The organism is Micromonospora sp. WMMC415 (assembly GCF_009707425.1).
GTDB lineage: Bacteria > Actinomycetota > Actinomycetes > Mycobacteriales > Micromonosporaceae > Micromonospora.
Window position 1 is genome coordinate 1,907,380 of record NZ_CP046104.1, and the last position, 24,502, is coordinate 1,931,881.

Sequence of the window (24,502 nt, forward strand, 5' to 3'; positions counted from 1 at the left end):
GTGGCACGCTGGTCAGCGTGTCCACGCTGCGCGACCTCGCCGAGGAGCACACCCAGCTCCGCCCGGCCGACATCGACCACCTGCACCGGATCGCGGGCGACTGGCAGTTGCTCTCCGACCTCTCCTTCGCCGACCTACTGCTCTGGGTGCCGGTGGACGGCGACGGGACGTTCCTCTGCGTGGCGCAGGTCCGGCCGACCACCGCGCCGACGGCGTACCAGGACGACCAGGTGGGCCGGATCATCGGCGGGCCCGAGGTGGCCCACCTGGAGGTCGCCTACCGCCAGGGCCGGATCTGGCGGGAGGGCGATCCGGTCTGGTACGGGGACGTCCCCGCCCGGCACGAGGCGATCCCGGTGCGGCTGCGGACCACCGAGGGGGAGCACGGCGAGGTGATCGCCGTGGTCGGGCGGGACACCAACCTGTCGACCGCGCGTACGCCCAGCCAGCTGGAGCTGAACTACCTGACCACCGCCGACGACCTCGCGCAGATGATCGCCGACGGGACCTTCCCGCCGCCCCGGCACCAGGGCGAGACCACGTCGGCGCCGCGGGTCGGTGACGGGCTGGTCCGGCTGGACGCGAGCGGCAAGGTCACGTACGCGAGCCCGAACGCGCAGTCGGCGTACCGCCGTCTGGGCCACGCCTCCCACCTGGTCGGCGAGGATCTCGCGGCGCTGCACCGCCGCCTCGCCGCCGACCCGCTGGAGGGCACCGACGCGGCCAACGGCGTCCTCGCGGCCCTGCGCGGCGAGGCCCCGCCGCGCCGCGAGATCGACGCGCGGGGGGCGACCATGCTGACGCGGGCGCTGCCGCTCATGCCCGCCGGGGTGCCGATCGGCGCGCTGGTGCTGGTCCGCGACGTCACCGAGGTCCGCCGCCGTGACCGCGCCCTGATGACGAAGGACGCCACCATCCGGGAGATCCACCACCGGGTGAAGAACAACCTGCAGACCGTCGCCGCGCTGCTGCGGCTCCAGGCGCGCCGGGTGGCCATGCCGGAGGCCCGGGTCGCCCTGGAGGAGTCGGTACGCCGGGTCGCCTCGATCGCGCTGGTGCACGAGACGCTCTCCCTGTCCAGCGACGAGGCGGTCGAGTTCGACGGGATCGTCGACCGGGTGGCCAGCGCGGCGACCGAGGTGGCGGCCACCGAGTCGACGGTCCGGATGCGCCGCCAGGGCAGCTTCGGCGTGCTCCCCGCCGAGATCGCCACGTCGCTGGTGATGGTCCTCAACGAACTCCTGCTCAACGCCGTCGAACACGGCTTCCCGGCGGACGAGGCGGCGGTGGGCGGGCCCGACGGAACGGTCCCGGCCGGCGGCGGCACGACGGCGGGACCCGGCGAGCCCGCGGTGGCGGGCGAGCCCGCGGTACCGGTCGTGCCCTCGGCGTCGGCCACGACGGACCTGCCGGTGCCCGAGGTGGTCGTCTCGGCGCACCGGTTCCGCAAGATGCTGCACGTGTCGGTGGCGGACAACGGGCGCGGCCTGCCCCCGGACTTCGACCCCGAGCGCGGCGGCAACCTCGGCCTCCAGATCGTCCGGGCGCTGGTCACCGGCGAGCTGCGCGGCACGATCGAGCTGCGGAACAGCGCCAGCGGCGGCACCGAGGCGATGCTCGTCGTCCCGCTGTCGCGCGGCACCGGCGCCTGACCCGCCGACGCCTTGCGCGTTCGTGCGGTCTTCGGCCCGTGATGTGGGATCCCGCACGCACGCATTGGCCGGTCCTGCGGCGCTGTGGCAGCATGACGTCATGACCGCCGCTGTCGTCCGCCGCTTCGTGGCCCGTCGCCACGTCGATTACGGCCGCGTGCGCAGCGCGATCTGTCCGGCCCACTGACGACGCCCGACCACTCTGTCTCGGGCGCTGCGCGCCGGCTGTTCCGACACCGTTGTCTCCAGCCCGTAACCGGGCAGGCCGCCGCGCCCAGCGCACCCATGAGCCGCACCAGACAACGGAGGACGCCGCGATGGCGGTCAGCAGCATCCCGGCCCGGCCCGAGGGCCCGACGCCCCGTCCCGCGCGGGCGCCCCGCCGTCCGCGTGGGGAGGGCCAGTGGGCGCTCGGCCACCGTGAGCCGCTCAACCCCAACGAGCGGATCAAGAAGGACGACGACCCGCTGAACGTCCGGGCCCGGATCGAGAACATCTACGCCCACCGGGGCTTCGCCTCGATCGACCCGCAGGACCTGCGCGGCCGGTTCCGCTGGTGGGGCCTCTACACCCAGCGAAAGGCCGGCATCGACGGCGGGCGCACCGCCGTCCTGGAGCCGCATGAGCTGGAGGACGAGTTCTTCATGCTCCGGGTGCGGGTCGACGGCGGCCAGCTCAGCCTCGCCCAGCTCCGGGTGGTCGCCGACATCTCCCGCGAGTTCGCCCGGGACACCGCCGACATCACCGACCGGCAGAACATCCAGTACCACTGGATCCGCGTCGAGGACATGCCGGAGATCTGGCGCCGGCTGGAGGCGGTGGGCCTCCAGACCACCGAGGCGTGCGGTGACTGCCCCCGCATCGTGCTGGGCAGCCCGGTCGCCGGGGTGGCCCGGGAGGAGGCGGTCGACCCGACGCCCGCGATCGACGAGATCGTCCGCCGGTACGTCGGCGACAAGCAGTTCTCCAACCTGCCCCGGAAGTTCAAGTCCTCGATCTCCTGGCTGGTCGACACCCCGTACGAGGCGAACGACATCGCGTTCCTCGGCGTCGAGCACCCCGAGCACGGCCCCGGCTTCGACCTCTGGGTCGGCGGCGGCCTCTCCACGAACCCGATGCTCGCCAAGCGGCTGGGCGTGTGGGTGCCCCTGCACGAGGTGCCGGACGTGTGGGCCGGCGTGGTCGGCATCTTCCGCGACTACGGCTACCGCCGGCTGCGCAACCGGGCGCGGCTGAAGTTCCTGGTCGCCGACTGGGGTGTGGCGAAGTTCCGCGAGGTGCTGGAGAAGGAGTACCTGGGCCGGGCCCTGCTGGACGGGCCGGTGGCGGACCTGCCGGCGAAGCCGATCGACCACATCGGCGTGCACCCGCAGCGCGACGGGCGTCACTACGTCGGCGCCGCCCCCGTCGTCGGCCGCGTCTCCGGCAGCCAGCTCGCGCAGCTCGCCGACGTGGTCGAGGCGCACGGCAGCGACCGGGTGCGGCTCACGCCGTACCAGAAGCTGCTGGTGCTGGACGTGGCGCCGGAGCGCACGGAGTCCCTGGTCGAGGCGCTGCGCGGGATCGGCCTGGAGGCCCGGCCGTCGGCCTGGCGGCGCGGCACCATGGCCTGCACCGGCATCGAGTACTGCAAGCTCGCCATCGTCGAGACCAAGGCGCGCGGCGAGGAGCTGGTGGCCCGGCTCGAGCAGCGGCTGCGCGACTTCGACGCCGACATCTCCATCCACATCAACGGTTGCCCGAACGCCTGCGCCCGCACCCAGGTCGCCGACATCGGCCTCAAGGGCCAGCTGGTGGTCGGCCCGGACGGCCGCCAGGTGGAGGGCTTCCAGGTGCACCTCGGCGGCGGTCTCGGCATGGCGCAGGGGCAGACCGCCGGCTTCGGCCGCAAGCTGCGCGGCCTGAAGACCACCGCGGCGGAGCTTCCGGAGTACGTGGAACGGCTGGCCCGCCGCTACCTGGCCGGCCGGAACGAGGGCGAGACGTTCGCCAACTGGGTGATCAGGGTCGACGAGGAGGAACTCAGATGAGCGATTCCAGGTCCGTGCCGCTGTACTGCCCGTACTGCGGGGAGGAGGACCTGCGGCCGAGCGAGGCCGGTCACGGCGCCTGGGAGTGCCACGCCTGCGCCCGGGTCTTCACCGTCCGGTTCACCGGCCTGCTCTCGAAGGCGGTGACCCGATGAGTCTCGTCTCCGCCGCGAACCTCGGCCTGGTCGGCGCCGCCGGGCCGCACCCGGCCGACTCGACCCGGCGTGACCCGGACGAGCTGCGCGCGCTGGCGGAGGAGGCCGGCCGGGAACTGGAGGGCGCGCCCGCCCTGGAGATCGCCCGCTGGGCCGCCGAGACCTTCGGCGCCCGGTTCTGTGTCACCAGCTCGATGGCCGACGGCGTGCTGGCCCACCTGGTGTCTCGGGTCGCGCCGGGGGTGGACGTGGTCTTCCTGGACACCGGGCTGCACTTCCCGGAGACGCTCAGGGTGCGCGACGAGGTGGCCCGCACCCTGCCGGTCACCGTCCGGTCGATCCGGCCCCGGCTGACCGTCGGCCAGCAGGACGGCGAGTACGGCCCCCGGCTGTTCAACCGGTCCCCGGACGACTGCTGCCAGCTGCGCAAGGTGGAGCCGCTGGAGCGGGCGCTCGCGGGTTACGACGCGTGGGCGGCCGGGCTGCGCCGGGACGAGTCGCCGACCCGGGCGAACACGCCGGTGGTGACCTTCGACGCCCGCCGGGGCAAGGTGAAGGTCAACCCGATCGCGGCGTGGACGCAGGGCGACGTCGACGCGTACGTCTCCCGCTGGAACGTGCCGGTCAACGAGCTGTTCGGTCGCGGCTACGGCTCGATCGGTTGCTGGCCCTGCACCCGCCGTACGAAGGCGGGGGAGGATCCGCGCGCCGGCCGCTGGGCGATGTTCGAGAAGACCGAGTGCGGCCTGCACGTCTGACCCTCGCGACGGTCCGGGGCCGTGCCGACCGGGCGGTCCGGGGCTGCGTCCCGGCGGTCCCGGGCGCCGGGGAGGGCGCGGATCCGGTGGTCCTGGTCGCACACGGCAGCCGGGACCCGCGGGCCGCCGAGGCGACCCGTGCGCTGGCCCGGGCGGTGTCGGCCGCCCGGCCCGGCCTGCGGGTGCTGCCGAGCTGGCTCGACCACACCCGTCCGGGGCCGACCGAGGTGCTGCGCGAGCTGGGCGCGGCCGGGCATCGCCGCGTTGTCCTGGTGCCGCTGCTGCTCACCGCCGCGTACCACCGGCGGGTGGACATCCCGGCGGCGGTGGCCGCGGCCCGCGAGACGGTGCCCGGCCTGGCGGTACGGGTGACCGACGTGCTGGGCCCGGCCACCGCGGACGTCGACCACGCCCTGCTGGCGGGGCTGCGACGGCGTCTCGCCGAGGCCGGGCCCGGCGGGTACGACGCCCTGGTGCTCGCGGCGGCGGGCACCCGGGACCCGGCCGCGCGTGCCTCGGTGGGACGGGTCGCCGCGGCCCTCGGTACGGCGCTGAGCGCCCCGACGCGGGTCTCGTACGCCTCCGCCGCGCCGCCGGCGGCCGGGGCCGCCGTGGCGCACCTCCGGGCCCGTGGCGCGCGGCGCGTGGCGGTCGCGGCGTACTTCCTCGCGCCCGGCCTGTTCCATGACGCGACGACCGTGTCGGCGCGGGACGCCGGCGCCGTGGCGGTGGCCGCCCCGCTAACCGACGCCCCGGAACTCGCCGACCTGGTCCTCCGCCGGGTGGACGCGGTGCAGGGGCGGGCCCGCTCTGTCCGGTAGCGGAAGGGGCCCGGTCGACGGCGACGGCGGCGCCGGCCGAGTGGCGGCGCCGCCGGGCAGCAGAACGCCCCGGCGGCTGGGCCGACCGGGGCGTGTGCTTCGGTTCGTGATCAGGCGGAGTGAGCGCGCAGCACCCGGAGGCCGCCGCGACGCTTGACAGCGCGCCGCTCCTCCTCGCTCATCCCGCCCCAGACGCCGGCGTCCTGACCCGACTCGAGCGCCCACTGCAGGCACTGGTCGGTCACGGAGCAGCGCCGGCAGACGGCCTTGGCCTGCTCGACCTGCAGGAGAGCCGGACCGGACGTCCCGATCGGGAAGAACAGCTCCGGGTCCTCGTCGCGGCAGACAGCATGGTGACGCCAGTCCATGGCGGCAACACTCCTCATTCTGGATGGGTGGCAGATGGTGCAGTGGTGCTTTTCCTATATGCGTCCGCAGTGCCGGCCGTAACGGTTCGCGTACGACTATTCGGCAGTGCGTGAGCAGGCTGTTGGCCCCGTGGACCTGCTGGAACAGCTCAACCTGACGAGCATATCCAGGCAATGTCCCGGTAACTCAAGTTCGCTTGTGAATACTTTCACGAACGCTCGCGATGTCAAGGGTGACGCTCGGAAAAACTCCGCGCGGTGAGCAAGCCCACAACCCATTTGTCCAGATTTGCCGGTGATCCAGTTACCCGGAGTACCACAGTCGAGGATCAATATAGTACGGTGCGCGTGACATTGCTGACATTTCCGGCACTCGCCCCCTCGGTGTCGCGCCCGCCGCCCGGGTGCGGCGGACCGGCGTGAACCTAGGGGACTACCCGAGACCTAGCAGATTACTCTCAGTGCCGCGGGTACGGAGGTAAATCTGACTTTCTCCCGCTCGCCCAGGTACTCGCCGTCGAGTTGGAAGGCCTGGGCGCGGCGCGCCACCAGGGTGAACTCGGCCACGTCGTGGAGCCGGAGCACCTGCTTGCCGTGCGGATCGGCCTGCCGGGAGAAGAACTGGCTCACCGTCCGTGTCGTGCTGGCCACCCGGAGTTGGCGAAGCGCGAACACGTCGAGGCCCAGGTCGAACGACGCCTCCGGATTCGGGTTCACCTCCCGGTCGCCCAGGTAGGTCCACGGTGCCGTGTTCTGGATGATGACGGTCGCCAGCTGTTCCTCGGCGACCTCGCCCGGCCGCTCCAGGCAGATGGCGGGATGGCGGCGGTCTGAGCCGAGGAAGTACTGGGCGACGGTCGACCGGAAGTAGAGGGCGGGGGTGGAGACGCGTCCCCGCCGGCGGGCCTGCTCGACGCGGTGGATGACGGCCGCGTCGACGCCGAAGCCCGCGCAGAACGTGAAGTAGCGGTCGTCCGCCCGGCCGAGACCGATCGTGCGGTGCCGGCCCAGGCGCAGACCTTCGAGGATCATGCTGGTCCCCTCCGGCCACTCCCGGGGCAGGCCGAGGGCCCGGGCGAAGACGTTCGTGGAGCCGCCCGGCACGGTGGCCAGCGCGGGCAACCGGTCGGCCGGGGACGCCCCGGCCGGTACGGTCGGCGGCTGCGCCGCCATCAGGCCGTTGACCACCTCGTTGACGGTGCCGTCGCCGCCGAGGGTGACCACCAGGTCGACGCCCTCCTCGGCCGCCTCGCGGGCCAGGGCCATGGCGTGCCCCCGGCGTCGCGTGTACCGCACGGAGAGGTCGACTTCGCTGCGCAGCGCCCGGACCAGCACGTCCCGGCTGCGCTCGCTGGTGGTGGTGGCCTTCGGGTTGACCACCAGGACGGCCCGCATGGGCGGCACTGTACCGCGCCGTGCCACCGGTATCGTGACGCGCGTGACCGTCGCCTCCGCCCCGATCCCCGGCCCGCTCCGCTGGGCCGTCCTGCTGCTGCGCGGCGAGGCGGTCGCCGTCGGACTGGTGGCCGTCTGGCTGTTGTGGGCCGACCTCACCGCACCCACCGTCGACCTGGCGTCGGCGCTGCTGGTGACGGCGTTCGCCGCCGGCTCCGCGGCCGCGCTCTGGGCGCTCGGCGGCGCGCTGGCCCGGCGGCGGGCGGGTGCCCGGGCGCCGGCGATCGTGCTTCAGCTCATGCTGCTGCCGATCGGCTGGTTCATGCTCCAGGGTGGGCTGGGCTGGCTCGGCGTGCCCCTGATGGCGCTGGGCCTCGCCGTGACCGCCCTGCTGGTGAGCACCCCGACCACCCGGGCGCTCGGCTTCGAGTGACCGGCGCGTCCGTCACCGGATGACCGGCCGGCCCGTCACCAACCGGAGGCGCGGCGGGTCAGCAGCGAGATCGTGGCCCGACCGTCGGTGGCGGTCGCGGAGGCCGAGGTGGTCAGCGCGGTCAGCACCTTCCAGGCGAAGGACGACTCGGCCGGCAGCTTCGCCCCACCGACGGTCGGCACGGTGACCTCGACGGTGAGCGCGTCGTCGGTGACCGAGAACCGGCAGTCCAGCTCGGCGTCCCGGGTGGCGATCGCGAGCAGCATCGCGCAGGCCTCGTCGACCGCGATGCGGAGATCCTCGATCTCGTCGAGGGCGAACTGGAGCCGCGCCGCGAGCCCGGCGGTGGCGGTGCGGAGCACCCCCAGGTAGCCGCCGTCGGCGGGCACCGTCAGGTGCACCACGTCGTCGTCGGTCGTCGGCTCGCCGGTCGTTGGAGTCACGCGTCATCCCCCCGGTCGGGGACTCTACCCGCTCGGTCCATCGTGTGCGGCGGGGGCGAGCGGCGTGCCCGGTGGGCGCGGGGCCGGCCGACGCGTACCGGCTCCATCGCCGGGGCGTCGCGCGGAAAGCGGCCGGCCGGCACGTCCCCGAGGACGTGCCGGCCGGAGTGCGCCGGTGCCGGAGCGCCGGGCGTCATGCCTGCTTGGTCTCCCAGAAGATCTTGGCGATCTCGTCGATCTTCTGGAGCAGCTGGTCGGCCTTGGCCGGGTCGGTCGCCCCCTTGGCGCCGGCCGCGCCGGCCAGCTTGGTGGTCTCGTTGAAGAGCTGGTGCAGGTGCGGGTACTTCTCGAAGTGGGCCGGCTTGAAGTAGTCGGTCCAGAGCACCCAGAGGTGGTGCTTGACCAGCTCGGCGCGCTGCTCCTTGATGATGATGGCGCGGGTGCGGTACTCCGGGTCGGTGTTGGCCTGGTACTTCTCGCAGATCATTTTCACCGACTCGGCCTCGATCCGGGCCTGCGCCGGGTCGTAGACGCCGCACGGCAGGTCGCAGTGGGCGCTGGCGGTCACGCGGGGCGTAAGGATGCGCGGAAGTCGCATCGGGATCCTCCATGGGAAGTTTGCGATGATCCAAGCCGACATTACTCCTGGACCGGGCTACCGAGGCCGGTGGAGGTGAAACCCATGTCCGCCCAACGTCCGGCCGGCGGCTCCCGGCTGCGGTGGCCGCTGGGGGCCGTGCTGGTGACCGGGCCCTCGATGGTGCCGACGCTGCGGCACGGCGACGCCGTCCTGGTGCGGCGCGGCGCCCGTCGCGTCCGCCCCGGGGACGTCGTGGTCGCGGTTTTCCGCAGCCGCCCCGACCTGCTGGTCGTCAAGCGCGCCGTCCGTCCCGAGGAGGGCGGCTGGTGGCTCGCCGGCGACAACCCTCTGGTCACCGACGACTCGCGGGCGTACGGGGTGGCGGACGTGCGGGCACGGGTGGTGGCGCGCTACTGGCCGCGCCCCCGGCTCTTCAGTCGCCGTCGAGTATGACCCTACTCACATCCCATGGGCGCGCTCGACACTATGCTCGGCAGGTGTCCGGGTGACCCCCCGCACCTCGCACCGCCGCTCGTCGCCTCACCTCGCGCCCCGACCGGTCGGTCCGTCTGCATCGACAGATCCTGGAGTCACCAATGTCACCGTCCACCGTGGACCCCGCTGATCCCGTCTTCCGGCTGCACCGGGGCGGCAAGATGGCCGTCGCCTCGACCGTCCCGCTGACCAGCCGGGAGGACCTCTCCCTCGCGTACACGCCGGGCGTGGCCCGGGTGTGCGAGGCGATCGCCGCCGACGCGCGCCTCGCCGACGAGTACACCTGGACCGGCCACACCGTCGCGGTCGTCACCGACGGCTCGGCCGTACTCGGTCTGGGCAACATCGGCCCGCGCGCCGCGCTGCCGGTGATGGAGGGGAAGGCCGTGCTGTTCAAGCAGTTCGGCGGGGTGGACGCGGTACCGGTCTGCCTGGACACGCAGGACGTGGACGAGATCGTGGCGGTGGTGCGCGCCCTCGCGCCGTCCTTCGGCGGGATCAACCTGGAGGACATCAGCGCCCCGCGCTGCTTCGAGATCGAGCGACGCCTGGACGAGGCGCTGGACATCCCGGTCTTCCACGACGACCAGCACGGCACCGCCATCGTCGTGCTCGCCGCGCTGCGCAACGCCGCCACGCTGCTCAACCGCAAGCTCGGTGACCTGCGGGTGGGAGTCAGCGGCGCGGGCGCCGCCGGCGTGGCCGTGACGAAGATGCTGATCGCCGGCGGGGTCAACCCGGAGCAGGTGGTGGTCTGCGACTCCCGGGGGATCATCGGGCCGCACCGCGAGGGGCTCACCGGCACGAAGGCCGAGCTGGCGGAGCTGACCAACGCCGACGGCCGGCAGGGCGACATCACCGAGGCGCTGCGCGGGGCGGACGTGCTCATCGGTGTCTCCGGCGGGGAGATCCCGGAGGCGGCGGTCGCCGGCATGGCACCGGGCGGGATCGTCTTCGCCCTGGCCAACCCCACCCCGGAGGTGCACCCGGAGGTGGCCGCCCGGCACGTCGCGGTGGTCGCCACCGGCCGCAGCGACTACCCCAACCAGATCAACAACGTGCTCGCCTTCCCCGGCGTGTTCCGGGGCGCGCTCGACGCCCGCGCCACCCGGATCACGGACGGCATGAAGGTCGCCGCCGCGGACGCGATCGCCGGGGTGGTCGCCGAGTCGCTGACGGCGGAGGCGATCGTCCCGTCCCCGCTCGACCCGCGGGTGGCGCCCGCGGTCGCCGAGGCGGTGGCCGAGGCCGCCCGCCGCGACGGCGTGACGCGCTGACGGAGTACGCAAGGGCCCCTTCCTATCGCGTTTCGCACAGGAAGGGGCCCTTCTTCACGCCCGTTCAGCTTGTTACCGTGCCGATCATGCGTGCCGCCTTCGCCTCCCGCTTCGACGACGCCAACCCGCTCGCCGCGCTCACCGTCGGCGAGCGGCCCGAGCCGGAGCACCCGGCCGACGACTGGGTGACCATCCGGGTCACCGCCAGCTCGCTCAACCACCACGACCTGTGGTCCCTGCGCGGCGTCGGGCTGCGTGCGGAGCAGCTGCCGATGATCCTGGGCTGCGACGCCGCCGGTGTCGACCCGGACGGCGCCGAGGTGGTCGTCTACCCGGTGATCCCCACCCCCGGCGACCCGCGTGGCATCTCGATCCTCTCCGAGCACTTCCCGGGCACCCTGGCCGAGCGGGTGGCCGTACCCCGGTCGAACCTGCTGCCGCTGCCGGCGGGCCTCGCGCCCGCGGACGCGGCCTGCCTGCCCACGGCCTGGCTGACCGCGTGGCGGATGCTCACCACCAAGGGCCGGGTCGACGAGGCCGACGCCGTGCTGGTGCAGGGCGCCGGCGGGGGCGTGGCCACCGCGGCCGTCGCGCTCGCCGCGGCGATGGGCAAGCGGGTGTACGCCACCAGCCGCGACGCCGCCAAGCGGGAGCGCATCGCGGCGCTCGGCGCGACCGCCGTCGAGCCGGGCGCCCGGCTGCCGGAGCGGGTCGACGTGGTGGTCGAGACGGTCGGCGCGGCCACCTTCGACCACTCGCTGAAGTCCGCCGCGCCGGGGGCCCGGATCGTCGTCTCCGGCGCCACGGCCGGGCACGAGCCGAAGGTCAACCTGCGCCGCGTGTTCGCCATGCAGTTGGAGATCCTGGGCACCTCGATGGGCACCCCGGACGAGCTGACCGACCTGCTGGCCTTCTGCGCCGAGCGCGGCGTGCGCCCGGTCGTGGACAGCGTGGTGCCGTTCTCGAAGGTCGAGGACGCGTTCGCCCGCCTGCACTCCGGCGACGTCTTCGGCAAGGTCGTGGTCGACCACACGGCCTGACGCCGCGGCGCTCAGAGGCGGTTGTCCAGGGTTGCGATGTCGCCGCGGGCGGCGTCGGTCGGGATGCGGCGCTTCGCGGTCTCGTCCCCGTAGAGCGTCCAGCGCAGGAACTCCACCGTCGTGTCGGAGACCACCCGCAGCGAGGTGCCGTCGCTGAGCAGGGCGCGGCCGTGGTCGCCCTTCGGGAGGCTGAGCAGCGCCTTCGGCCAGGGCACCTTCTCGTACACGGCCTTGCCGGCGGCGTACTCGACCACCTCGTCGGCCTCGCCGTGCACGAAGAGCTGCGGGGCGGCGGCACCCGCGAACGCGGTGCCCACACCCAGGGCGGTGCCCGCGAAGACCACCCCGGCGTCGAGCCGCTCGTCCCGGCCGGCGGTGAACAGCCCGATCGTGGTCACCCCGCCCGCCGAGTGCCCGGCCGCCGCCACCCGCTCGGTGGCGAGCCGGCCGCGCAGCGGGTCACCCGCCGTCGCGTCCAGGCGGAGGACGGCGTCGAGGGCGTACGACACGTCGGCGGGCTGGTTGAGCACGTCGAGCACGTTGCCGTCGCCGCCCCGGGCGGTGTGCGGGAACGTCGGGGCGGCCACCACGAACCCGGCCTCCGCCCAGCGGGTCAGCAGCGGCGCGTAGTCCGCGGGCCGCCCGCCCAGGCCGTGGCTGAACATGACCACCGGGAACTTCCCGTCGGCCGCGTCCACGGACTTCCGTGGGGCGCCACCGGTCGCGCCGGCCGCCGGGTACCAGACGGTCACCGGCAGCTTCCGGCTCCCGTCGCGGGTCAGGGCGAGCTGCCGTACGCCGACGGCGAAGGTGCGCTCGGGCGCGCTGCCTGCGAGCGCCGGTGCGCCGGTGGCCGCGGGTGGCGTCGGGGTGGCCAGGGTCGGCGGTGCCGCCGGGGCGGCCGGCCGGTCCGAGGAGCACCCGGCCAGGCCGGCCGCGACCAGGGCGCCGGCGAGCAGAGCAGGGGTGAGGCGACGCGACATGGCTCCGATTGTGCCTCGCCCGACGGGCCCGCCCATCGGAGATCGACGGGCTGTGCCGGTGCCGGCCGCAGCGGGTGAGGTCGGGCGGGGCCGGCTCAGGTCGTCAGCCGGTGCTCGAACGCCGTCACGCCGGGGGAGAGCGCCGCGCCGGTCAGCCGGCGGCGGGCGGCCGGGTCGCCGTAGAGGGTCCAGCGGAGGAACTCGGTCGTGGCGGCGAGGACCTGGTCGAAGCCCCGCCGGCCCGGCCCCAGGTACTCGCCGTGGCCCTGCCCGAGCAGGCTCAGGAACGCCGCCGGCCCGGAGGCGCGGTCGTACGCGGCACGACCGACCCGCAGCGGGACGACGCGGTCCGCCGTGCCGTGCACGAAGAGCAGCGGCGCGGCCGGATCGGCGCGACCACCGGCCATCCCGCCGCCCGCGATCACGATGCCGGCCCGCAACCGGGCGGAGTGGCCCGGGGTGAACATGCCGGCCGTCGTGAAGCCGCCGGCGGAGTGGCCGGCGGCGGCGAACCGGGCCACGTCCAGGTGCCCGGCGAGGGGGTCACCGCGCCGGGTGTCCAGGCGGACGAGATGCCGGATCAGCCGCCATGCGTCGGCCGGCTGGTGCCGGACGTCCGCTCGGCTGAACCGGGGAGCGCCGCGCCGGGTGTGCGGGTACGCCGGTGCGGCCACCACGAACCCGGCGGCGGCCCAGCGGGTGACCAGGCCGGCGTGCAGGCGCGGCAGGCTGTCCAGCCCGTGGCTGTAGACGACGACGGGGAACCGCCCGTCGGCCACGGCGGCGCCCTCGGCCGGGTACCAGAGGGTCACCGGCAGGGGCCGCGCCGAACCCGGGTCGAGGGTGAACGTACGCACGCCGACGGCGTACGGGCTCCCGGGCGCCGGGTGCGCCGGCGGCGGCCCCCCGGTGACGGAGGTGGCCGGCGCGCAGCCCGCCAGCAGCAGCGCCGCCAGCAGCGCGGCGACCAGCCGTTGCACCCCCACGGATCCACGGTAGGTCTCCGGGTGCCCCGGCCGGTCCCGCCGACCGGTCCGCGTCCGCGCACCACCCGGCCGGAACACCTCCACCGCCCGGCTCGACCTGTGGGATCCACGCGCGCCGGGGCCCGGCTACGTCGACGCCCTTCGCTATGGTCGGGCGCATGCCTGAGAACTACTCCGACCCGGCCGGCAACACCGAGGCGTTCCGCGCCTTCGCGAACACGCCCGAGCCGCCGGCGCCGGCCGCCGGTCGGGCGCCGCTGCTCGTCGGCGCGGTGGTGGCCGCGGTGGTGCTGGTCGTCCTGGCCGCCTGGCTGGCCCTGGGCTGAGCCGGCGCGTCAGCGCGAGCCCGCGGCCACCGCGCGCGCCGCGCGGGCGATCTCCCGCTCCTCGTCGGTGCCGATCACACAGACCGTCACCTCCGCGCCGTCCGGGGAGATGACACGGTCGCCGCTGCCGGCGTTACGGCCCGGGTCGACGGCGATGCCCAGCCGCTCCAGGCCGGCCAGCGCCGCCGCGCGCACCGGGGCGGCGTGCTCGCCGACGCCCGCGGTGAAGGTGACCGCGTCCACTCGGCCGAGCAGGGCGTAGTACGCCCCGACGTAGGCGGTGATCCGCCGGCAGTACACGTCGAAGGCGAGGGCGGCGTCCCGGTCGCCGTCGGCCCGGCGCGCCAGCACCTCGCGCATGTCGTTGGCGCCCGCCAGCCCCAGCAGGCCGCTGCGGTGGTTGAGCAGGTCGTCGATCTCGTCGACGCCCAGCCCGCCCTCCCGGCGCAGGTGGAAGATCACCGTCGGGTCCAGGTCGCCGCTGCGGGTGCCCATCACCAGGCCTTCGAGCGGGGACATGCCCATCGAGGTGGCCACGCTCCGCCCACCGGCCACCGCGGTGACACTGGCCCCGTTGCCGAGGTGCAGGGTGATCGTGTTGATCTCCTCGTACGGGCGGCCGAGCAGTTCCGCGGTGCGCCGGGAGACGTACGCGTGCGACGTGCCGTGGAAGCCGTACCGCCGGACGCCGTACCGGGTGGCCGTGTCCCGGTCGATCGCGTACGTGGCGGCGGCCTCGGGGAGCGTGGTGTGGAAGGCGGTGTCGAAGACGGCGACCTGCGGCAGGTCCGGCAGTGCCGCCCGGGCGACCTCGATGCCGGCCAGGTTGGCGGGGTTGTGCAGCGGCGCCAGCGGCACCAGGGCCCGGATGGCGGCGAGCACCTCGTCGTCGATCAGGACCGGCTCGCCGAAGCGCCGCCCGCCGTGCACCACCCGGTGCCCGACCGCCACCAGCCCGGCCAGGTCGAGACCGTCGAGGATCTGCCGGACCGCCGTCGCGTGGTCGGGCGGACCGCCGCCGGGCTCGCCGATCCGCTCGACCGTGCCCTTGCCCCGGATTTCGTCGCCGTCGTAGAGCCGCCACTTCACCGACGACGACCCGCAGTTGAGCACCAGCACCCGCTCGGTCACGCGACCTCCTCCTCCGACGACGCGGCGGCCTGGATCGCGGTGATCGCGACCGTGTTGACGATGTCGGGAACGGTCGCGCCCCGGGACAGGTCGTTCACCGGCCGGCGCAGGCCCTGCATGACCGGCCCGACCGCCACCGCGCCGGCCGACCGCTGCACCGCCTTGTACGTGTTGTTGCCGGTGTTGAGGTCCGGGAAGATGAAGACCGTCGCCCGGCCGGCCACCTCGCTGCCGGGCAGTTTCGTCGCCGCCACCGCCGGGTCGATCGCCGCGTCGTACTGGATCGGGCCCTCCACCAGCAGGTCCGGTCGGCGTTCCCGGACCAGCAGGGTGGCCGCCGCGACCTTCTCCACGTCCGCGCCGGCGCCGGAGGCGCCGGTGGAGTACGACAGCATCGCCACCCTCGGCTCGATGCCGAACCGGGCGGCGGTGTCGGCCGACGAGATCGCGATGTCGGCGAGTTGGGCGGCGTCCGGGTCGGGGTTGACCGCGCAGTCGCCGTACACCAGGACACGGTCGGCGAGCAGCATGAAGAAGACGCTGGACGCGACGGACACCCCCGGCATGGTCCGGATGATCTCGAAGGCGGGGCGGATGGTGGCGGCGGTGGTGTGGGTCGCGCCGGAGACCATGCCGTCGGCGTACCCGGTCTGCACCATCATCGTGCCGAAGTAGTTGGGCTGGGCCACGATGTCGTGGGCCAGGTCCAGCGTGACCCCCCGGTGGGCGCGCAGCTTCGCGTACCCGGCGGCGAACTCGTCGCGCCACCCGCTGGTGACCGGGTCGACCACCCGGACGCCGGCGATGTCGACACCCAGTTCCCGGGTGCGCCGGGCGATGTCGTCGGGCCGGCCGAGCAGGGTCAGGTCGGCGACGCCCCGGCGCAGCAGGATCTCGGCCGCCCGCAGGATCCGCTCCTCCGAGCCCTCGGGCAGCACCAGGTGCCGGCGCCGCGCCCGGGCGCGGTCGATCAGGTCGTACTCGAACATCAGCGGCGTAACCCGCTCGGAGCGGCTGACCCGCAGCCGGCGGGCCAGGTCGTCGGTGTCCACGCAGCGCTCGAAGGCGCCGAGCGCGGCCTCCACCTTGCGCGGGTTGCCGGCGCTGGGCCGGCCCTCGATCCGGCTGGACGCGGCGACCGTGTCGTAGCTGTCGCTGGGCACCGAGAGCACCGCGAGCCCCGGCTTCAGCCGCTCCACCAGCCGCATCGCGCGCGGGTCCGGCCGCTCGCCGAGGGTGAGGACCAGCCCGGACAGCGAGACCTGCCCGGCCACGTGCGCCGCGCTCGTGGCGACCAGGAGGTCGTCCCGGTCGCCCGGCATGATCACCAGGGCGCCCTCGGTGAGGTGGTCGAGCAGGGTCGGCACGTGGGCCGCGCCGACCACGTAGTCGAGCACGTCGCGGCTGAGGGCGGCGTCGTCGCCGGCGAGCAGCGTGGCGCCGAGCGCCGCCGCCACCTCGGCGACCGTCGGCGCCGACACGCTCGGCACCTCCGGAATCGCGTACGTGGGGACCGGCAGGTCGGGCAGCGGCATCGGCTCCGCCATCCGGTTGGCGACCACCGCCAGCACCGTCGCGCCGAGGTCCTCCAGATCGTGGTACGCCCGGCGCGCCGACGCCGAGATGGCGGCCGGCTGCTGCCCGTACCCGTCGACGACCGGGACCACGACGCTGCCGAACTCGGTGGCGAGCCGCGCGTTGAAGGCCAGCTCGCGGGGGCCGGCGCCGGCGCCGCCGTCGGCGAAGTCGCTGCCCACCACGACCACCGCCGGGCAGCGGCGCTCCACCTCGCGGTAGCGCGCCACGATCCCGGAGATCAACTGCTCCCGCCGCCCGTCGGCGACCATCGCGGTGGCCTCGGCGTACGTCGCGCCGGCCAGATCCGCGGGCGGCAGCTCGATCCGGTACCGGTCGGCGAGCAGGGCCAGGATGGGATCCGGGGTGGCTCCGCCGACCAGCGGGCGGAACGCCCCGATCCGTTCGACCTGCCGGGACAGCAGTTCGGCGAGGCCGAGGGCGACCGTCGACTTGCCCCCGCCGGACCCCACGCTGGTGACGTACACACTCCGGGCCACGAGATCCACCCTAGGAGATCGGCGTGCCCCCCGCCCGGGTCCTGCGTCCCGGGCCGTCGGTCACTCGTCGTCCTCGTCGTCGAGACGGGCCAGGTACGTGGCGAGACGCTCGATCGGCGTCTCGAACTCGGGGTTCAGGTCGACGAAGTCGCGCAGGCGCTCGGCCAGCCACTCGATGCTGATCTGCTCGTCGCCGCGTCGCTCGACCAGTTCCTCGATCCCACGGTCGGTGAAGTACATGTGCGTTCCTCGTCTGTGGTGGCGCGACGGCGGCGGGGCAGGGACGACCGTCCCTGCCCCGCCGCCGTGCGTGGTGCGTTACGGGCGGGGGAGGGCCGCCTCGATCAGCGCCTGCTGCTCGACGTCGTGCATCTTGGCCGAACCGACCGCCGGGGCGGCCGCGGCCGGACGGGAGATGCGGCGCAGCCGGACACCGTCGAGGTGCTCCAGCATGTTCAGCGCGACGAACGACCAGGCGCCCTGGTTGGCCGGCTCCTCCTGGACCCAGGCGAAGTCCTCCGCGTTCGGGTACGTCGCGAGGGCGGCCCGGATCTCGTCGACCGGGATCGGGTACAGCTGCTCGACCCGGATGATCGCGGTGTCGGTGACGCCGCGCTCCTGCCGGGCCTGGAACAGGTCGTAGTAGACCTTGCCCGAGCAGAGCAGCACCCGCTTCACCTGCTCCGGTGCCGGGGCCCCGCCGTCGGGCAGCACCGGCTGGAAGGTGCCGGTGGTGAAGTCCTCGACCTGCGAGATGCAGAGCCGGTGCCGCAGCAGGGACTTCGGCGTGAACACCACCAGCGGCTTCCGCTTCGGCGACAGGGCCTGGCGGCGCAGCAGGTGGAAGTAGTTCGCCGGGGTGGTCGGGATCGCCACCCGCATGTTGTCCTCGGCGCAGAGCTGGAGGAACCGCTCCGGGCGGCCGGAGGTGTGGTCCGGGCCTTGGCCCTCGTGGCCGTGCGGCAGCAGCAGGGTGACCGCCGAGCGCTGGCCCCACTTCACCTCGCCGGAGGAGATGAACTCGTCGATGACCGACTGGGCGCCGTTGACGAAGTCGCCGAACTGGGCCTCCCAGCAGACCAGCGCGTTGACGTTCTCCACCGAGTAGCCGTACTCGAAGCCCATCGCCGCGTACTCGCTGAGCAGCGAGTCGTGCACGAAGAACCGGGACCGCTCGCCGTCGCCGGTGAGCGACTTCAGCGGCAGGTAGTCGTCGCCGGTCCGAGCGTCGACGACCGAGGCGTGCCGCTGCACGAACGTGCCGCGGCGCGAGTCCTGGCCGGCGAGCCGGACGGTCACCCCGTCGTGCAGCAGCGAGCCGAAAGCGATGATCTCGCCGAAGCCCCAGTCGATGTTGCCCTCGACGGACATCTTGGCCCGCCGGTCGAGCAGCTGCTGGATCCGCTTGTGCGGGGTGAAGCCCTCCGGCAGGTTGACGTGCGCCTCGCCGATCGCCTTGACGACCGCGGTGTCGGTGGCGGTCTCGACCTGCGGCTCCGGCTCCTCCTCCCGCTTGGGGCGGGAGAGCTGGCGCGGCGTGGTGGCGGCGTCGCGGGTGGCCTTGAAGACCCGCTCCAGCTGCGCCTGGTAGTCGCGCAGCAGCTCCTCCGCGTCCTCCACGGTGATGTCACCCCGCCCGATCAGCTCCTCGGTGTAGAGCTTCCGCACCGAGCGCTTCGAGTCGATGATCTTGTACATCTGGGGGTTGGACATCGACGGGTCGTCGCCCTCGTTGTGTCCGCGCCGCCGGTAGCAGACCAGGTCGATCACGACGTCCTTGTTGAACGCCTGCCGGTACTCGAAGGCGAGCCGGGCGACCCGGACCACGGCCTCCGGGTCGTCACCGTTGACGTGGAAGATCGGCGCCTGGATCATCCGGGCCACGTCGGTGCTGTAGAGGCTGGAGCGGCTGTACTCCGGGGCGGTCGTGAAGCCGACCTGGTTGTTGACCACGACGTGCACGGTGCCGCCGGTGCGGTAGCCGCGCAGCTGGGACAGGTTGAGCGTCTCGGCGACCACGCCCTGGCCGGCGAACGCGGCGTCACCGTGCACCGCCAGCGGCAGCACGGTGTAACCCTCCAGCTTGAGGTCGATCCGGTCCTGCTTGGCCCGGACGATGCCCTCCAGCACCGGGTCGACGGCCTCCAGGTGCGACGGGTTCGCCACCACCGAGACCTTCACCGCGTGCTCGCCGTCCGGCGTGGTGAACTTGCCGTTCTGGCCGAGGTGGTACTTGACGTCGCCGGAGCCCTGGGTGGAACGCGGGTCCAGGTGGCCCTCGAACTCGGAGAAGATCTTCTCGTACGGCTTGCCGACGATGTTCGCCAGCACGTTGAGCCGGCCCCGGTGCGCCATGCCGATGACGACCTCGTCCAGCCCGCCCTCGGCGGAAGCCTCCAGCACCTCGCCCAGCAGCGGGATCAGCGACTCGCCGCCCTCCAGCGAGAACCGCTTCTGGCCCACGTACTTGGTCTGCAGGAAGGTTTCGAACGCCTCCGCGGCGTTGAGCCGGTTGAGCACGTGCTTCTGCTCCTCCGGCGACGGCTTCTCGTACCGGCGCTCGACCCGCTCCTGGATCCAGCGCCGCTCCTCCGGGTCCTGGATGTGCATGTACTCGATGCCGACCCGGCGGCAGTACGAGTCGCGCAGCACACCGAGGACCTCGCGCAGCTTCATCCGCTGCCGGCCGGCGAAGCCGTTCACCGGGAAGACCCGGTCCAGGTCCCACAGGGTCAGCCCGTGCTGGAGGACGTCCAGGTCCGGGTGCTTGCGGATCTTGAACTCCAGCGGGTCGGTGTCGGCCATCAGGTGGCCGCGCACCCGGTACGCGTGGATCAGCTCGTGCACCCGCGCGGTCTTGTTGATCTGGCCCTCGCCGTCGATCGCGACGTCGCGCATCCAGCGCACCGGCTCGTACGGGATGCGCAGCGAGGTGAAGATCTGGTCGTAGAAGCCGTGCTCGCCGAGCAGCAGCTCGTGCATCACCTTCAGGAACTCGCCGGACTGCGCGCCCTGGATGATGCGGTGGTCGTACGTGCTGGTCAGCGTGATGACCTTGCTGACCGCCAGCTCCGCGAGGGTGGCCTCGCTCATGCCCTGGTACGGCGCCGGGTACTCCATCGCGCCGACGCCAATGATCGCGCTCTGGCCGGTCATCAGTCGCGGCATCGAGTGCACGGTGCCGATGCCGCCCGGGTTGGTCAGCGAGATGGTGGTGCCGGAGTAGTCCTCCATCGTCAGCTCGTTCTTCCGAGCCCGGCGGACGACGTCCTCGTACGCCTGCCAGAACTGCCGGAAGTCCATCTGCTCGCAGGCCTTGATGGAGGGCACCACCAGGTTGCGGCTGCCGTCCGGCTTGGTCAGGTCGATGGCGATACCCAGGTTGACGTGCTCGGGGCGGACCAGCACCGGCTTGCCGTCGACCTCGGCGTACGAGTTGTTCATCTCCGGGTGCGCCACCAGCGCGCGGACCAGCGCGTACCCGATCAGGTGGGTGAAGCTGACCTTGCCACCCCGCCCGCGGGCCAGGTGGTTGTTGATCACGATGCGGTTGTCGACCAGGAGCTTGGCCGGGACGGCGCGCACGCTGGTCGCGGTCGGCACGCTCAACGACGCGTCCATGTTCTGGACGATCTTGGCGGCGACGCCGCGCAGCGGCGTGGTCTGCGGGCCGGCGGCGGTCGGGGCGGCGGCCTTCGCCGGTGCGGCCTTGGCCGGGGCCGGCTTGGCGGCGGCCTTCTGCGCCGTGGGCTTGGCCGGAGCCGGCTTCGCCTCCTCCTTGCGCGCGGGCTGCGCGACGGTCGCGGCGGCCTCCTGCTGGCCGGACGGCTCGGGCTTGGCGGCCGGCTTCGGGGCGGGCTGCTCGGCACGCGGCGTCGCGGCGCCCGGTGCGGGCCGGTAGTCCGCGAAGAAGTCGTGCCAGGCCGGGTCGACGCTGGTGGGGTCGGTGAGGTACCGCTGGTACATCTCTTCGACGATCCACTCGTTCGGGCCGAAACCCGCCAGTGGGTTCTCCTGCGAAGTCTGCTGGGTCGACACGGCCGGTAATCGCCTCTTTCACGCGGGTTGTGTGTCACGCGGTGCGCCCTTTCCTCCGGGCGCGCGGAGTCGGGTCCCAGGCTACGCCGTACGGAACCCGCAGGCATTTCCGCCTCCGTCGCGTGGTCCGTTTCACAGAAGATGCCAGAAGTTCGGCAAACGCTGCGTACGCCGTCGATGACTGGTATGCGGAACTGAGTATCCGTACCGAATGCCGCACCCCGGGCGTGCCGGCACGCTGACCGTGGCGGTCGCCGTGGCGGTCAGCGCTGTCGGGGCGGCGGCCCTCGGGGTGGGCTCGTGAGGAGGCTCGGCCTTCCCGCGCTCTTCTTCGGCTGGCTCTACGGGGTGCCGTTCCTGCTGATCACCGGCCTGATCCGGCGAGCCTCGGACCCGTACGCACCGACCCGCGAGGCGGCGCGGGCGTTCGGCGCGACCACCGACGCGTTGCTGATCGGCGGGCTGGTCCTCAACGCGGTGCTCCCGCTGGTCGGGCTGCTGCTCGCGGCACGGGCCGACGACGCGTACTGGCGGCGGCACTTCGTCGGCGCGGGCGTCGGCGTGGTGGCGGTCTACCTGGTCACGGCGGTGGCGAGCAGCATGGTGGCCACCACCCTGATCGGCCACACCCCGGCGGACGAGGAACCGGCGCCGAGGGTCACCCAGTGCATCCCGGTCAGCGGCGGCCGGGGCTGCCCCGGCGGGTGACGCGGGCGACGTGGCCGGGGGCCGGCCCGCGACGCGGTGGCGGGAACGGTGCCGCCCCCGCCACCACGCGCGTCAGGAGATGTCCCGCCGACGTACGGTCAGCGTGCCGATCACGCCGGCCACCACCGCGTACCCGATCAGCACCGCGGCGCCCGCCCAGCGCGGCGGGTTGCCCGGGATCTCGGCTCCGGTGACCATCAGGCCGGAGGCGAGGGAGGGCACCAGGAGCTGGAGGTTGTTGATCCAGTCCCCGAAGCGGGCTGCCAGCGTGCTGATGACGATGACCGCGCCGATCGTGCCACCCAGGTAGAGCAGGATGCCGGTGACGGTGGCCCCGATCTGGCTGCGGATCAGCACCCCGATCCCGACGCCGAGGATCGCCCACAGCAGGTACGCCAGGGCGTTCAGCCCGACCGCCTCCCACGCCGCGCTCCCGAACCGGGCACCGACCCCGACCGACTCCAGCACCGCCGAGCCGACCAGCAGGTTCGCGCCGGTCGTGACCAACCAGAAGATCAGCCCCAGGACGGCCGTGGCCACCAACTTGGCCGCCATCACGGCGCTCCGGTGCGGTGTCGTGAGGAACGTGGTGGTGACGGTCTGGTGGAAGAACTCGTTGGTCACCACCAGGATGCCGAGCAGCATCACCATCAGCAGGCCGAAGAACTGGCCGTTGGTGTAGAGGTTCGCGGCCAGATTGTCCGGGAGGGCGACCGCCGCCACGGTGTCGGCCTGGTCCTCCGGCACCTGGCCGAGATTCCCGTTCACCAGCTGATCCGTCTGGATGTAGTTGAAGAACAGGGTGAGGCCCCACAGCGGCAGGTAGATCAGCGCCAGGATCCACCACAGGTTGGTGGTACGGATCTTCGCCAGCTCGGCTCGGACGAGGTTCATCGGATGTCCGCCTTTCCGGCCGTCAGCTCCAGGAACACGCCCTCGAGGTCGGGCCGTTCCGTGGTGAGTTCGTGCAGCTCGACACCGGCGGCCAGGGCCGCCCGGCCCACCGTCGGCGCGTCCACACCGCCGACCAGCAGCGTCCCGTGCTCGTCGACGTCCACGGTGGCCGGGCCGTCCTTCAGCGCGGCGGTCAGCGTGTCGGCCTGCGGCGTGCGGACGCGTACCCGCACGCCCTGCGCCATCGACCCGATCACCTGGTCCACCGGGCCCTGCCGGACCAGCCGGCCAGCGGCGATGATCACCACGTCGTCGGCGAGGAGCTGCATCTCGGACAGCAGGTGGCTGGAGACCAGCACCGTGCGTCCCTCGGTGGCCAGGCTCTTGAGGAAGCCGCGCATCCACCGGATGCCCTCCGGGTCGAGGCCGTTCGCCGGCTCGTCCAGGATCAGCACCCGCGGGTCGCCGAGCATCGCGGCGGCGATGCCCAGCCGCTGCTTCATGCCGAGCGAGTAGCCCTTGAACTTGCGCTTCGCGGCCGGCGTCAGCCCGACCAGCGCCAGCGCCTCGTCGGCCCGGGACTTCGGCAGGCCGGCGGCCGCGCAGATCACCCGCAGGTGGTTGATCCCGGTGCGGCCCTTGTGCGCGCTGGACGCCTCCAGCACCGCCCCCACGTGCCGCAGCGGATCGGTCAGGTCGGCGTACCGCCGGCCACCGATGGTCGCCTGGCCGCCGGTCGGGGTGACCAGGTTCAGCAGCATGCGGAGCGTGGTCGTCTTACCGGCGCCGTTCGGGCCGAGGAAGCCGGTGACCCGGCCCGGCTCGACCGTGAAGGACAGGTCGTCGACCGCGCGGACGTTGCGGTAGACCTTCGTCAGGCCGGACACCACGATCTGACCGTCGCTGGTGGGGCTTCGCTGCCCGTCAGACATTCTTCTCCCCTCGTGTGGTGGCGTCGGGGTACGCCGCTGCACAGCGTGACCGGCCGGCGCAACCAAATCAATCAGGCGCGGTCCGTACCCGCACCTCCGTCTCGCGGCGGAGGCGGCTACTCCTGAGGAACGACCCGCCGTGGTGTCGGGGAGGGGTTCCGTCGGCCAGGAGCCCCTCCTCCGCCGTCACACCGCGATCCAGGTGGCGCGGGCCCAGGCGAGGAGGGTCCCGTCCGGGGCGTACAGGCTGCTGTGCACCTCGGCCTTCCGGCCCTCGGCGCCCGCCGTTAGCCCGGTCACCACGCACTCGGCGCCCGGCTGCGGCAGCGCTTCGACCACGGCGGCGATCCGACCCAGCACGTACGGCCGGCCGGGCGCGATCACCGACCAGCCGCCGGGGCAGTCCAGCGCCGCCCAGACGGTCACCGCGTCGACGTCGTCCGGCACCCGGAACGGCGCGGCGGTGCGGCCGTCGGGCAGCGGACCGGGAAAGATCCGCAGGCCGTCGGCCCGCTCCGGGCCGCAGACGAAGCAACCGGGGAAGGGGTGGTCCACCAGCCCGGGGTACCCGGCCGCGGCCGCCCGCGCCGTCGCCAGGTCGACCGGCTGCACGACGGTGCGGAACCCCGGGACCGGACGGACCTCCGCGACCAGCTGCCCGTCCGGGTCGCGGACCTCGGTCCCGTGCCGGGTCAGCGGGGTCTCCAGCGGCGGCGGCCGCCGCAGGGTCACCTCCACCGCGGCGTCGGCCGCGCCGGGCCGGCCTGCCCGCAGGCCCGGGTCCCCGGCCGCGAACGTCCCCGCGCTCCACCCGCCGTTGCCCGAGCCGGGCGGCCCGTTGTACCGCGCACCGATGATCATGCCCGCACCTCCGGTCGGCGGCGCCGGCCCCGTCGCCGGCCCACCCGGGGGCAGCCTCCCACGTCCGCCCGTCGACGTCGCCGGGCGGTCACGGCAGCCGGCCGCCCACCGCCGTTCACCC

Annotated in this window: 24 protein-coding genes; 11 read left to right on the forward strand and 13 right to left on the reverse strand. The window is 73.5% G+C overall.

The features are described 5' to 3' along the window. The first annotated feature begins 17 nt into the window (after positions 1 to 17). From GKC29_RS09350 to GKC29_RS09365, 5 genes are all read left to right on the forward strand, one after another. Entirely contained in the window at positions 18 to 1,652 is a 1,635-nt protein-coding gene (locus tag GKC29_RS09350) for a PAS domain-containing sensor histidine kinase (RefSeq protein ID WP_155330443.1), read from the forward strand. 317 nt (positions 1,653 to 1,969) lie between these two features. Beyond that, entirely contained in the window at positions 1,970 to 3,682 is a 1,713-nt protein-coding gene (locus GKC29_RS09355; protein ID WP_155330444.1) for a nitrite/sulfite reductase, read from the forward strand. Continuing rightward, complete coding sequence (locus tag GKC29_RS29525; RefSeq protein WP_196255843.1) at positions 3,679 to 3,837, forward strand: IS1 family transposase; 159 nt, start codon at positions 3,679 to 3,681, stop codon at positions 3,835 to 3,837. The genes GKC29_RS09355 and GKC29_RS29525 overlap by 4 nt, the downstream gene beginning before the upstream one ends. After that, positions 3,834 to 4,595: a phosphoadenylyl-sulfate reductase gene (locus tag GKC29_RS09360; protein WP_155330445.1), complete on the forward strand. Its 762-nt coding sequence runs from the start codon at positions 3,834 to 3,836 to the stop codon at positions 4,593 to 4,595. Before GKC29_RS29525 ends, GKC29_RS09360 begins: the two co-directional genes overlap by 4 nt. 86 nt (positions 4,596 to 4,681) lie before the next feature. Continuing rightward, positions 4,682 to 5,416, forward strand: a complete 735-nt coding sequence (locus tag GKC29_RS09365; RefSeq protein ID WP_155334052.1) for a sirohydrochlorin chelatase — start codon at positions 4,682 to 4,684, stop codon at positions 5,414 to 5,416. A 110-nt stretch (positions 5,417 to 5,526) separates the two neighbouring features. On the opposite strand, the gene GKC29_RS09370 is transcribed toward GKC29_RS09365, so the two are convergent. Next, positions 5,527 to 5,784 carry a WhiB family transcriptional regulator gene (locus GKC29_RS09370; protein ID WP_007072794.1) on the reverse strand — a complete coding sequence of 86 codons (258 nt, stop codon included), beginning with the start codon at positions 5,782 to 5,784 and terminating at the stop codon, positions 5,527 to 5,529. Between the two features lie 444 nt (positions 5,785 to 6,228). Further along, the gene (locus GKC29_RS09375) at positions 6,229 to 7,179 is read right to left on the reverse strand and encodes a diacylglycerol kinase family protein (RefSeq protein WP_155330446.1); all 951 of its coding nucleotides are present in this window, start codon (positions 7,177 to 7,179) and stop codon (positions 6,229 to 6,231) included. Positions 7,180 to 7,222: 43 nt separating this feature from the next. Here GKC29_RS09375 and GKC29_RS09380 point away from each other — a divergent pair, with 43 nt between their 5' ends. Further along, positions 7,223 to 7,612 carry a hypothetical protein gene (locus GKC29_RS09380; protein ID WP_155330447.1) on the forward strand — a complete coding sequence of 130 codons (390 nt, stop codon included), beginning with the start codon at positions 7,223 to 7,225 and terminating at the stop codon, positions 7,610 to 7,612. A gap of 35 nt (positions 7,613 to 7,647) precedes the next feature. On the opposite strand, the gene GKC29_RS09385 is transcribed toward GKC29_RS09380, so the two are convergent. Together GKC29_RS09385 and sodN are read right to left on the reverse strand one after the other, a co-directional pair. Further along, positions 7,648 to 8,055 (reverse strand): ATP-binding protein, encoded by a 408-nt coding sequence (locus GKC29_RS09385; RefSeq protein ID WP_155330448.1) that lies wholly within the window; start codon positions 8,053 to 8,055, stop codon positions 7,648 to 7,650. A gap of 193 nt (positions 8,056 to 8,248) precedes the next feature. Further along, a complete protein-coding gene (gene sodN / locus GKC29_RS09390) occupies positions 8,249 to 8,653 on the reverse strand; it encodes a superoxide dismutase, Ni (RefSeq protein ID WP_155330449.1) in 405 nt (134 codons plus the stop codon). A gap of 84 nt (positions 8,654 to 8,737) precedes the next feature. Here sodN and GKC29_RS09395 point away from each other — a divergent pair, with 84 nt between their 5' ends. The 3 genes from GKC29_RS09395 (at position 8,738) to GKC29_RS09405 (ending at position 11,447) form a co-directional block, all read left to right on the forward strand. Beyond that, the gene (locus GKC29_RS09395; protein WP_155330450.1) at positions 8,738 to 9,088 is read left to right on the forward strand and encodes a S24/S26 family peptidase; all 351 of its coding nucleotides are present in this window, start codon (positions 8,738 to 8,740) and stop codon (positions 9,086 to 9,088) included. Between the two features lie 143 nt (positions 9,089 to 9,231). Then, positions 9,232 to 10,407: an NADP-dependent malic enzyme gene (locus GKC29_RS09400; protein ID WP_155330451.1), complete on the forward strand. Its 1,176-nt coding sequence runs from the start codon at positions 9,232 to 9,234 to the stop codon at positions 10,405 to 10,407. A gap of 77 nt (positions 10,408 to 10,484) precedes the next feature. Continuing rightward, positions 10,485 to 11,447: a zinc-binding dehydrogenase gene (locus GKC29_RS09405; RefSeq protein ID WP_155330452.1), complete on the forward strand. Its 963-nt coding sequence runs from the start codon at positions 10,485 to 10,487 to the stop codon at positions 11,445 to 11,447. Positions 11,448 to 11,458: 11 nt separating this feature from the next. On the opposite strand, the gene GKC29_RS09410 is transcribed toward GKC29_RS09405, so the two are convergent. Both GKC29_RS09410 and GKC29_RS09415 read right to left on the reverse strand, forming a co-directional pair. Continuing rightward, positions 11,459 to 12,430 (reverse strand): dienelactone hydrolase family protein, encoded by a 972-nt coding sequence (locus tag GKC29_RS09410; protein WP_155330453.1) that lies wholly within the window; start codon positions 12,428 to 12,430, stop codon positions 11,459 to 11,461. Between the two features lie 95 nt (positions 12,431 to 12,525). Continuing rightward, complete coding sequence (locus GKC29_RS09415; protein WP_155330454.1) at positions 12,526 to 13,416, reverse strand: alpha/beta hydrolase; 891 nt, start codon at positions 13,414 to 13,416, stop codon at positions 12,526 to 12,528. A gap of 158 nt (positions 13,417 to 13,574) precedes the next feature. On the opposite strand from GKC29_RS09415, the gene GKC29_RS29530 reads away from it, so the two are divergent. Further along, the gene (locus GKC29_RS29530; protein ID WP_196255844.1) at positions 13,575 to 13,742 is read left to right on the forward strand and encodes a hypothetical protein; all 168 of its coding nucleotides are present in this window, start codon (positions 13,575 to 13,577) and stop codon (positions 13,740 to 13,742) included. Positions 13,743 to 13,751: 9 nt separating this feature from the next. Here the strand turns inward: GKC29_RS29530 and GKC29_RS09420 are convergent, their stop codons facing one another. The 4 genes from GKC29_RS09420 to GKC29_RS09435 form a co-directional block, all read right to left on the reverse strand. After that, on the reverse strand, positions 13,752 to 14,873 hold the full coding sequence (locus GKC29_RS09420) for an acetate/propionate family kinase (RefSeq protein ID WP_155330455.1): 1,122 nt from the start codon (positions 14,871 to 14,873) through the stop codon (positions 13,752 to 13,754). Next, positions 14,870 to 16,957: a phosphate acetyltransferase gene (pta, locus tag GKC29_RS09425; protein ID WP_155330456.1), complete on the reverse strand. Its 2,088-nt coding sequence runs from the start codon at positions 16,955 to 16,957 to the stop codon at positions 14,870 to 14,872. The genes GKC29_RS09420 and pta overlap by 4 nt, the downstream gene beginning before the upstream one ends. A gap of 51 nt (positions 16,958 to 17,008) precedes the next feature. Continuing rightward, positions 17,009 to 17,188 carry a DUF6104 family protein gene (locus GKC29_RS09430; protein ID WP_155330457.1) on the reverse strand — a complete coding sequence of 60 codons (180 nt, stop codon included), beginning with the start codon at positions 17,186 to 17,188 and terminating at the stop codon, positions 17,009 to 17,011. Positions 17,189 to 17,266: 78 nt separating this feature from the next. Further along, entirely contained in the window at positions 17,267 to 20,986 is a 3,720-nt protein-coding gene (locus GKC29_RS09435; protein WP_155330458.1) for a multifunctional oxoglutarate decarboxylase/oxoglutarate dehydrogenase thiamine pyrophosphate-binding subunit/dihydrolipoyllysine-residue succinyltransferase subunit, read from the reverse strand. 300 nt (positions 20,987 to 21,286) lie between these two features. Between GKC29_RS09435 and GKC29_RS09440 the strand changes: the two genes are divergently transcribed. Beyond that, on the forward strand, positions 21,287 to 21,694 hold the full coding sequence (locus GKC29_RS09440; protein WP_155330459.1) for a hypothetical protein: 408 nt from the start codon (positions 21,287 to 21,289) through the stop codon (positions 21,692 to 21,694). Between the two features lie 72 nt (positions 21,695 to 21,766). On the opposite strand, the gene GKC29_RS09445 is transcribed toward GKC29_RS09440, so the two are convergent. The 3 genes from GKC29_RS09445 to GKC29_RS09455 form a co-directional block, all read right to left on the reverse strand. After that, entirely contained in the window at positions 21,767 to 22,588 is an 822-nt protein-coding gene (locus tag GKC29_RS09445) for an ABC transporter permease subunit (protein WP_155330460.1), read from the reverse strand. Beyond that, positions 22,585 to 23,520 carry an ABC transporter ATP-binding protein gene (locus GKC29_RS09450; protein WP_155330461.1) on the reverse strand — a complete coding sequence of 312 codons (936 nt, stop codon included), beginning with the start codon at positions 23,518 to 23,520 and terminating at the stop codon, positions 22,585 to 22,587. The genes GKC29_RS09445 and GKC29_RS09450 overlap by 4 nt, the downstream gene beginning before the upstream one ends. Positions 23,521 to 23,706: 186 nt before the next feature. After that, positions 23,707 to 24,381: a hypothetical protein gene (locus tag GKC29_RS09455; RefSeq protein WP_155330462.1), complete on the reverse strand. Its 675-nt coding sequence runs from the start codon at positions 24,379 to 24,381 to the stop codon at positions 23,707 to 23,709. Positions 24,382 to 24,502: the final 121 nt, after the last annotated feature.

Bases quoted from the DNA above. Each gene is read 5' to 3' on its own strand.
- GKC29_RS09355 (WP_155330444.1), top strand. From the start codon at position 1,970: ATGGCGGTCAGCAGCATCCCGGCCCGGCCCGAGGGCCCGACGCCCCGT.
- GKC29_RS29525 (WP_196255843.1), top strand. From the start codon at position 3,679: ATGAGCGATTCCAGGTCCGTGCCGCTGTACTGCCCGTACTGCGGGGAG.
- GKC29_RS09360 (WP_155330445.1), top strand. From the start codon at position 3,834: ATGAGTCTCGTCTCCGCCGCGAACCTCGGCCTGGTCGGCGCCGCCGGG.
- GKC29_RS09370 (WP_007072794.1), bottom strand. From the start codon at position 5,784: ATGGACTGGCGTCACCATGCTGTCTGCCGCGACGAGGACCCGGAGCTG.
- GKC29_RS09375 (WP_155330446.1), bottom strand. From the start codon at position 7,179: ATGCGGGCCGTCCTGGTGGTCAACCCGAAGGCCACCACCACCAGCGAG.
- sodN (WP_155330449.1), bottom strand. From the start codon at position 8,653: ATGCGACTTCCGCGCATCCTTACGCCCCGCGTGACCGCCAGCGCCCAC.
- GKC29_RS09395 (WP_155330450.1), top strand. From the start codon at position 8,738: ATGTCCGCCCAACGTCCGGCCGGCGGCTCCCGGCTGCGGTGGCCGCTG.
- GKC29_RS09400 (WP_155330451.1), top strand. From the start codon at position 9,232: ATGTCACCGTCCACCGTGGACCCCGCTGATCCCGTCTTCCGGCTGCAC.
- GKC29_RS09410 (WP_155330453.1), bottom strand. From the start codon at position 12,430: ATGTCGCGTCGCCTCACCCCTGCTCTGCTCGCCGGCGCCCTGGTCGCG.
- GKC29_RS29530 (WP_196255844.1), top strand. From the start codon at position 13,575: ATGCCTGAGAACTACTCCGACCCGGCCGGCAACACCGAGGCGTTCCGC.
- GKC29_RS09430 (WP_155330457.1), bottom strand. From the start codon at position 17,188: ATGTACTTCACCGACCGTGGGATCGAGGAACTGGTCGAGCGACGCGGC.
- GKC29_RS09445 (WP_155330460.1), bottom strand. From the start codon at position 22,588: ATGAACCTCGTCCGAGCCGAGCTGGCGAAGATCCGTACCACCAACCTG.
- GKC29_RS09450 (WP_155330461.1), bottom strand. From the start codon at position 23,520: ATGTCTGACGGGCAGCGAAGCCCCACCAGCGACGGTCAGATCGTGGTG.
- GKC29_RS09455 (WP_155330462.1), bottom strand. From the start codon at position 24,381: ATGATCATCGGTGCGCGGTACAACGGGCCGCCCGGCTCGGGCAACGGC.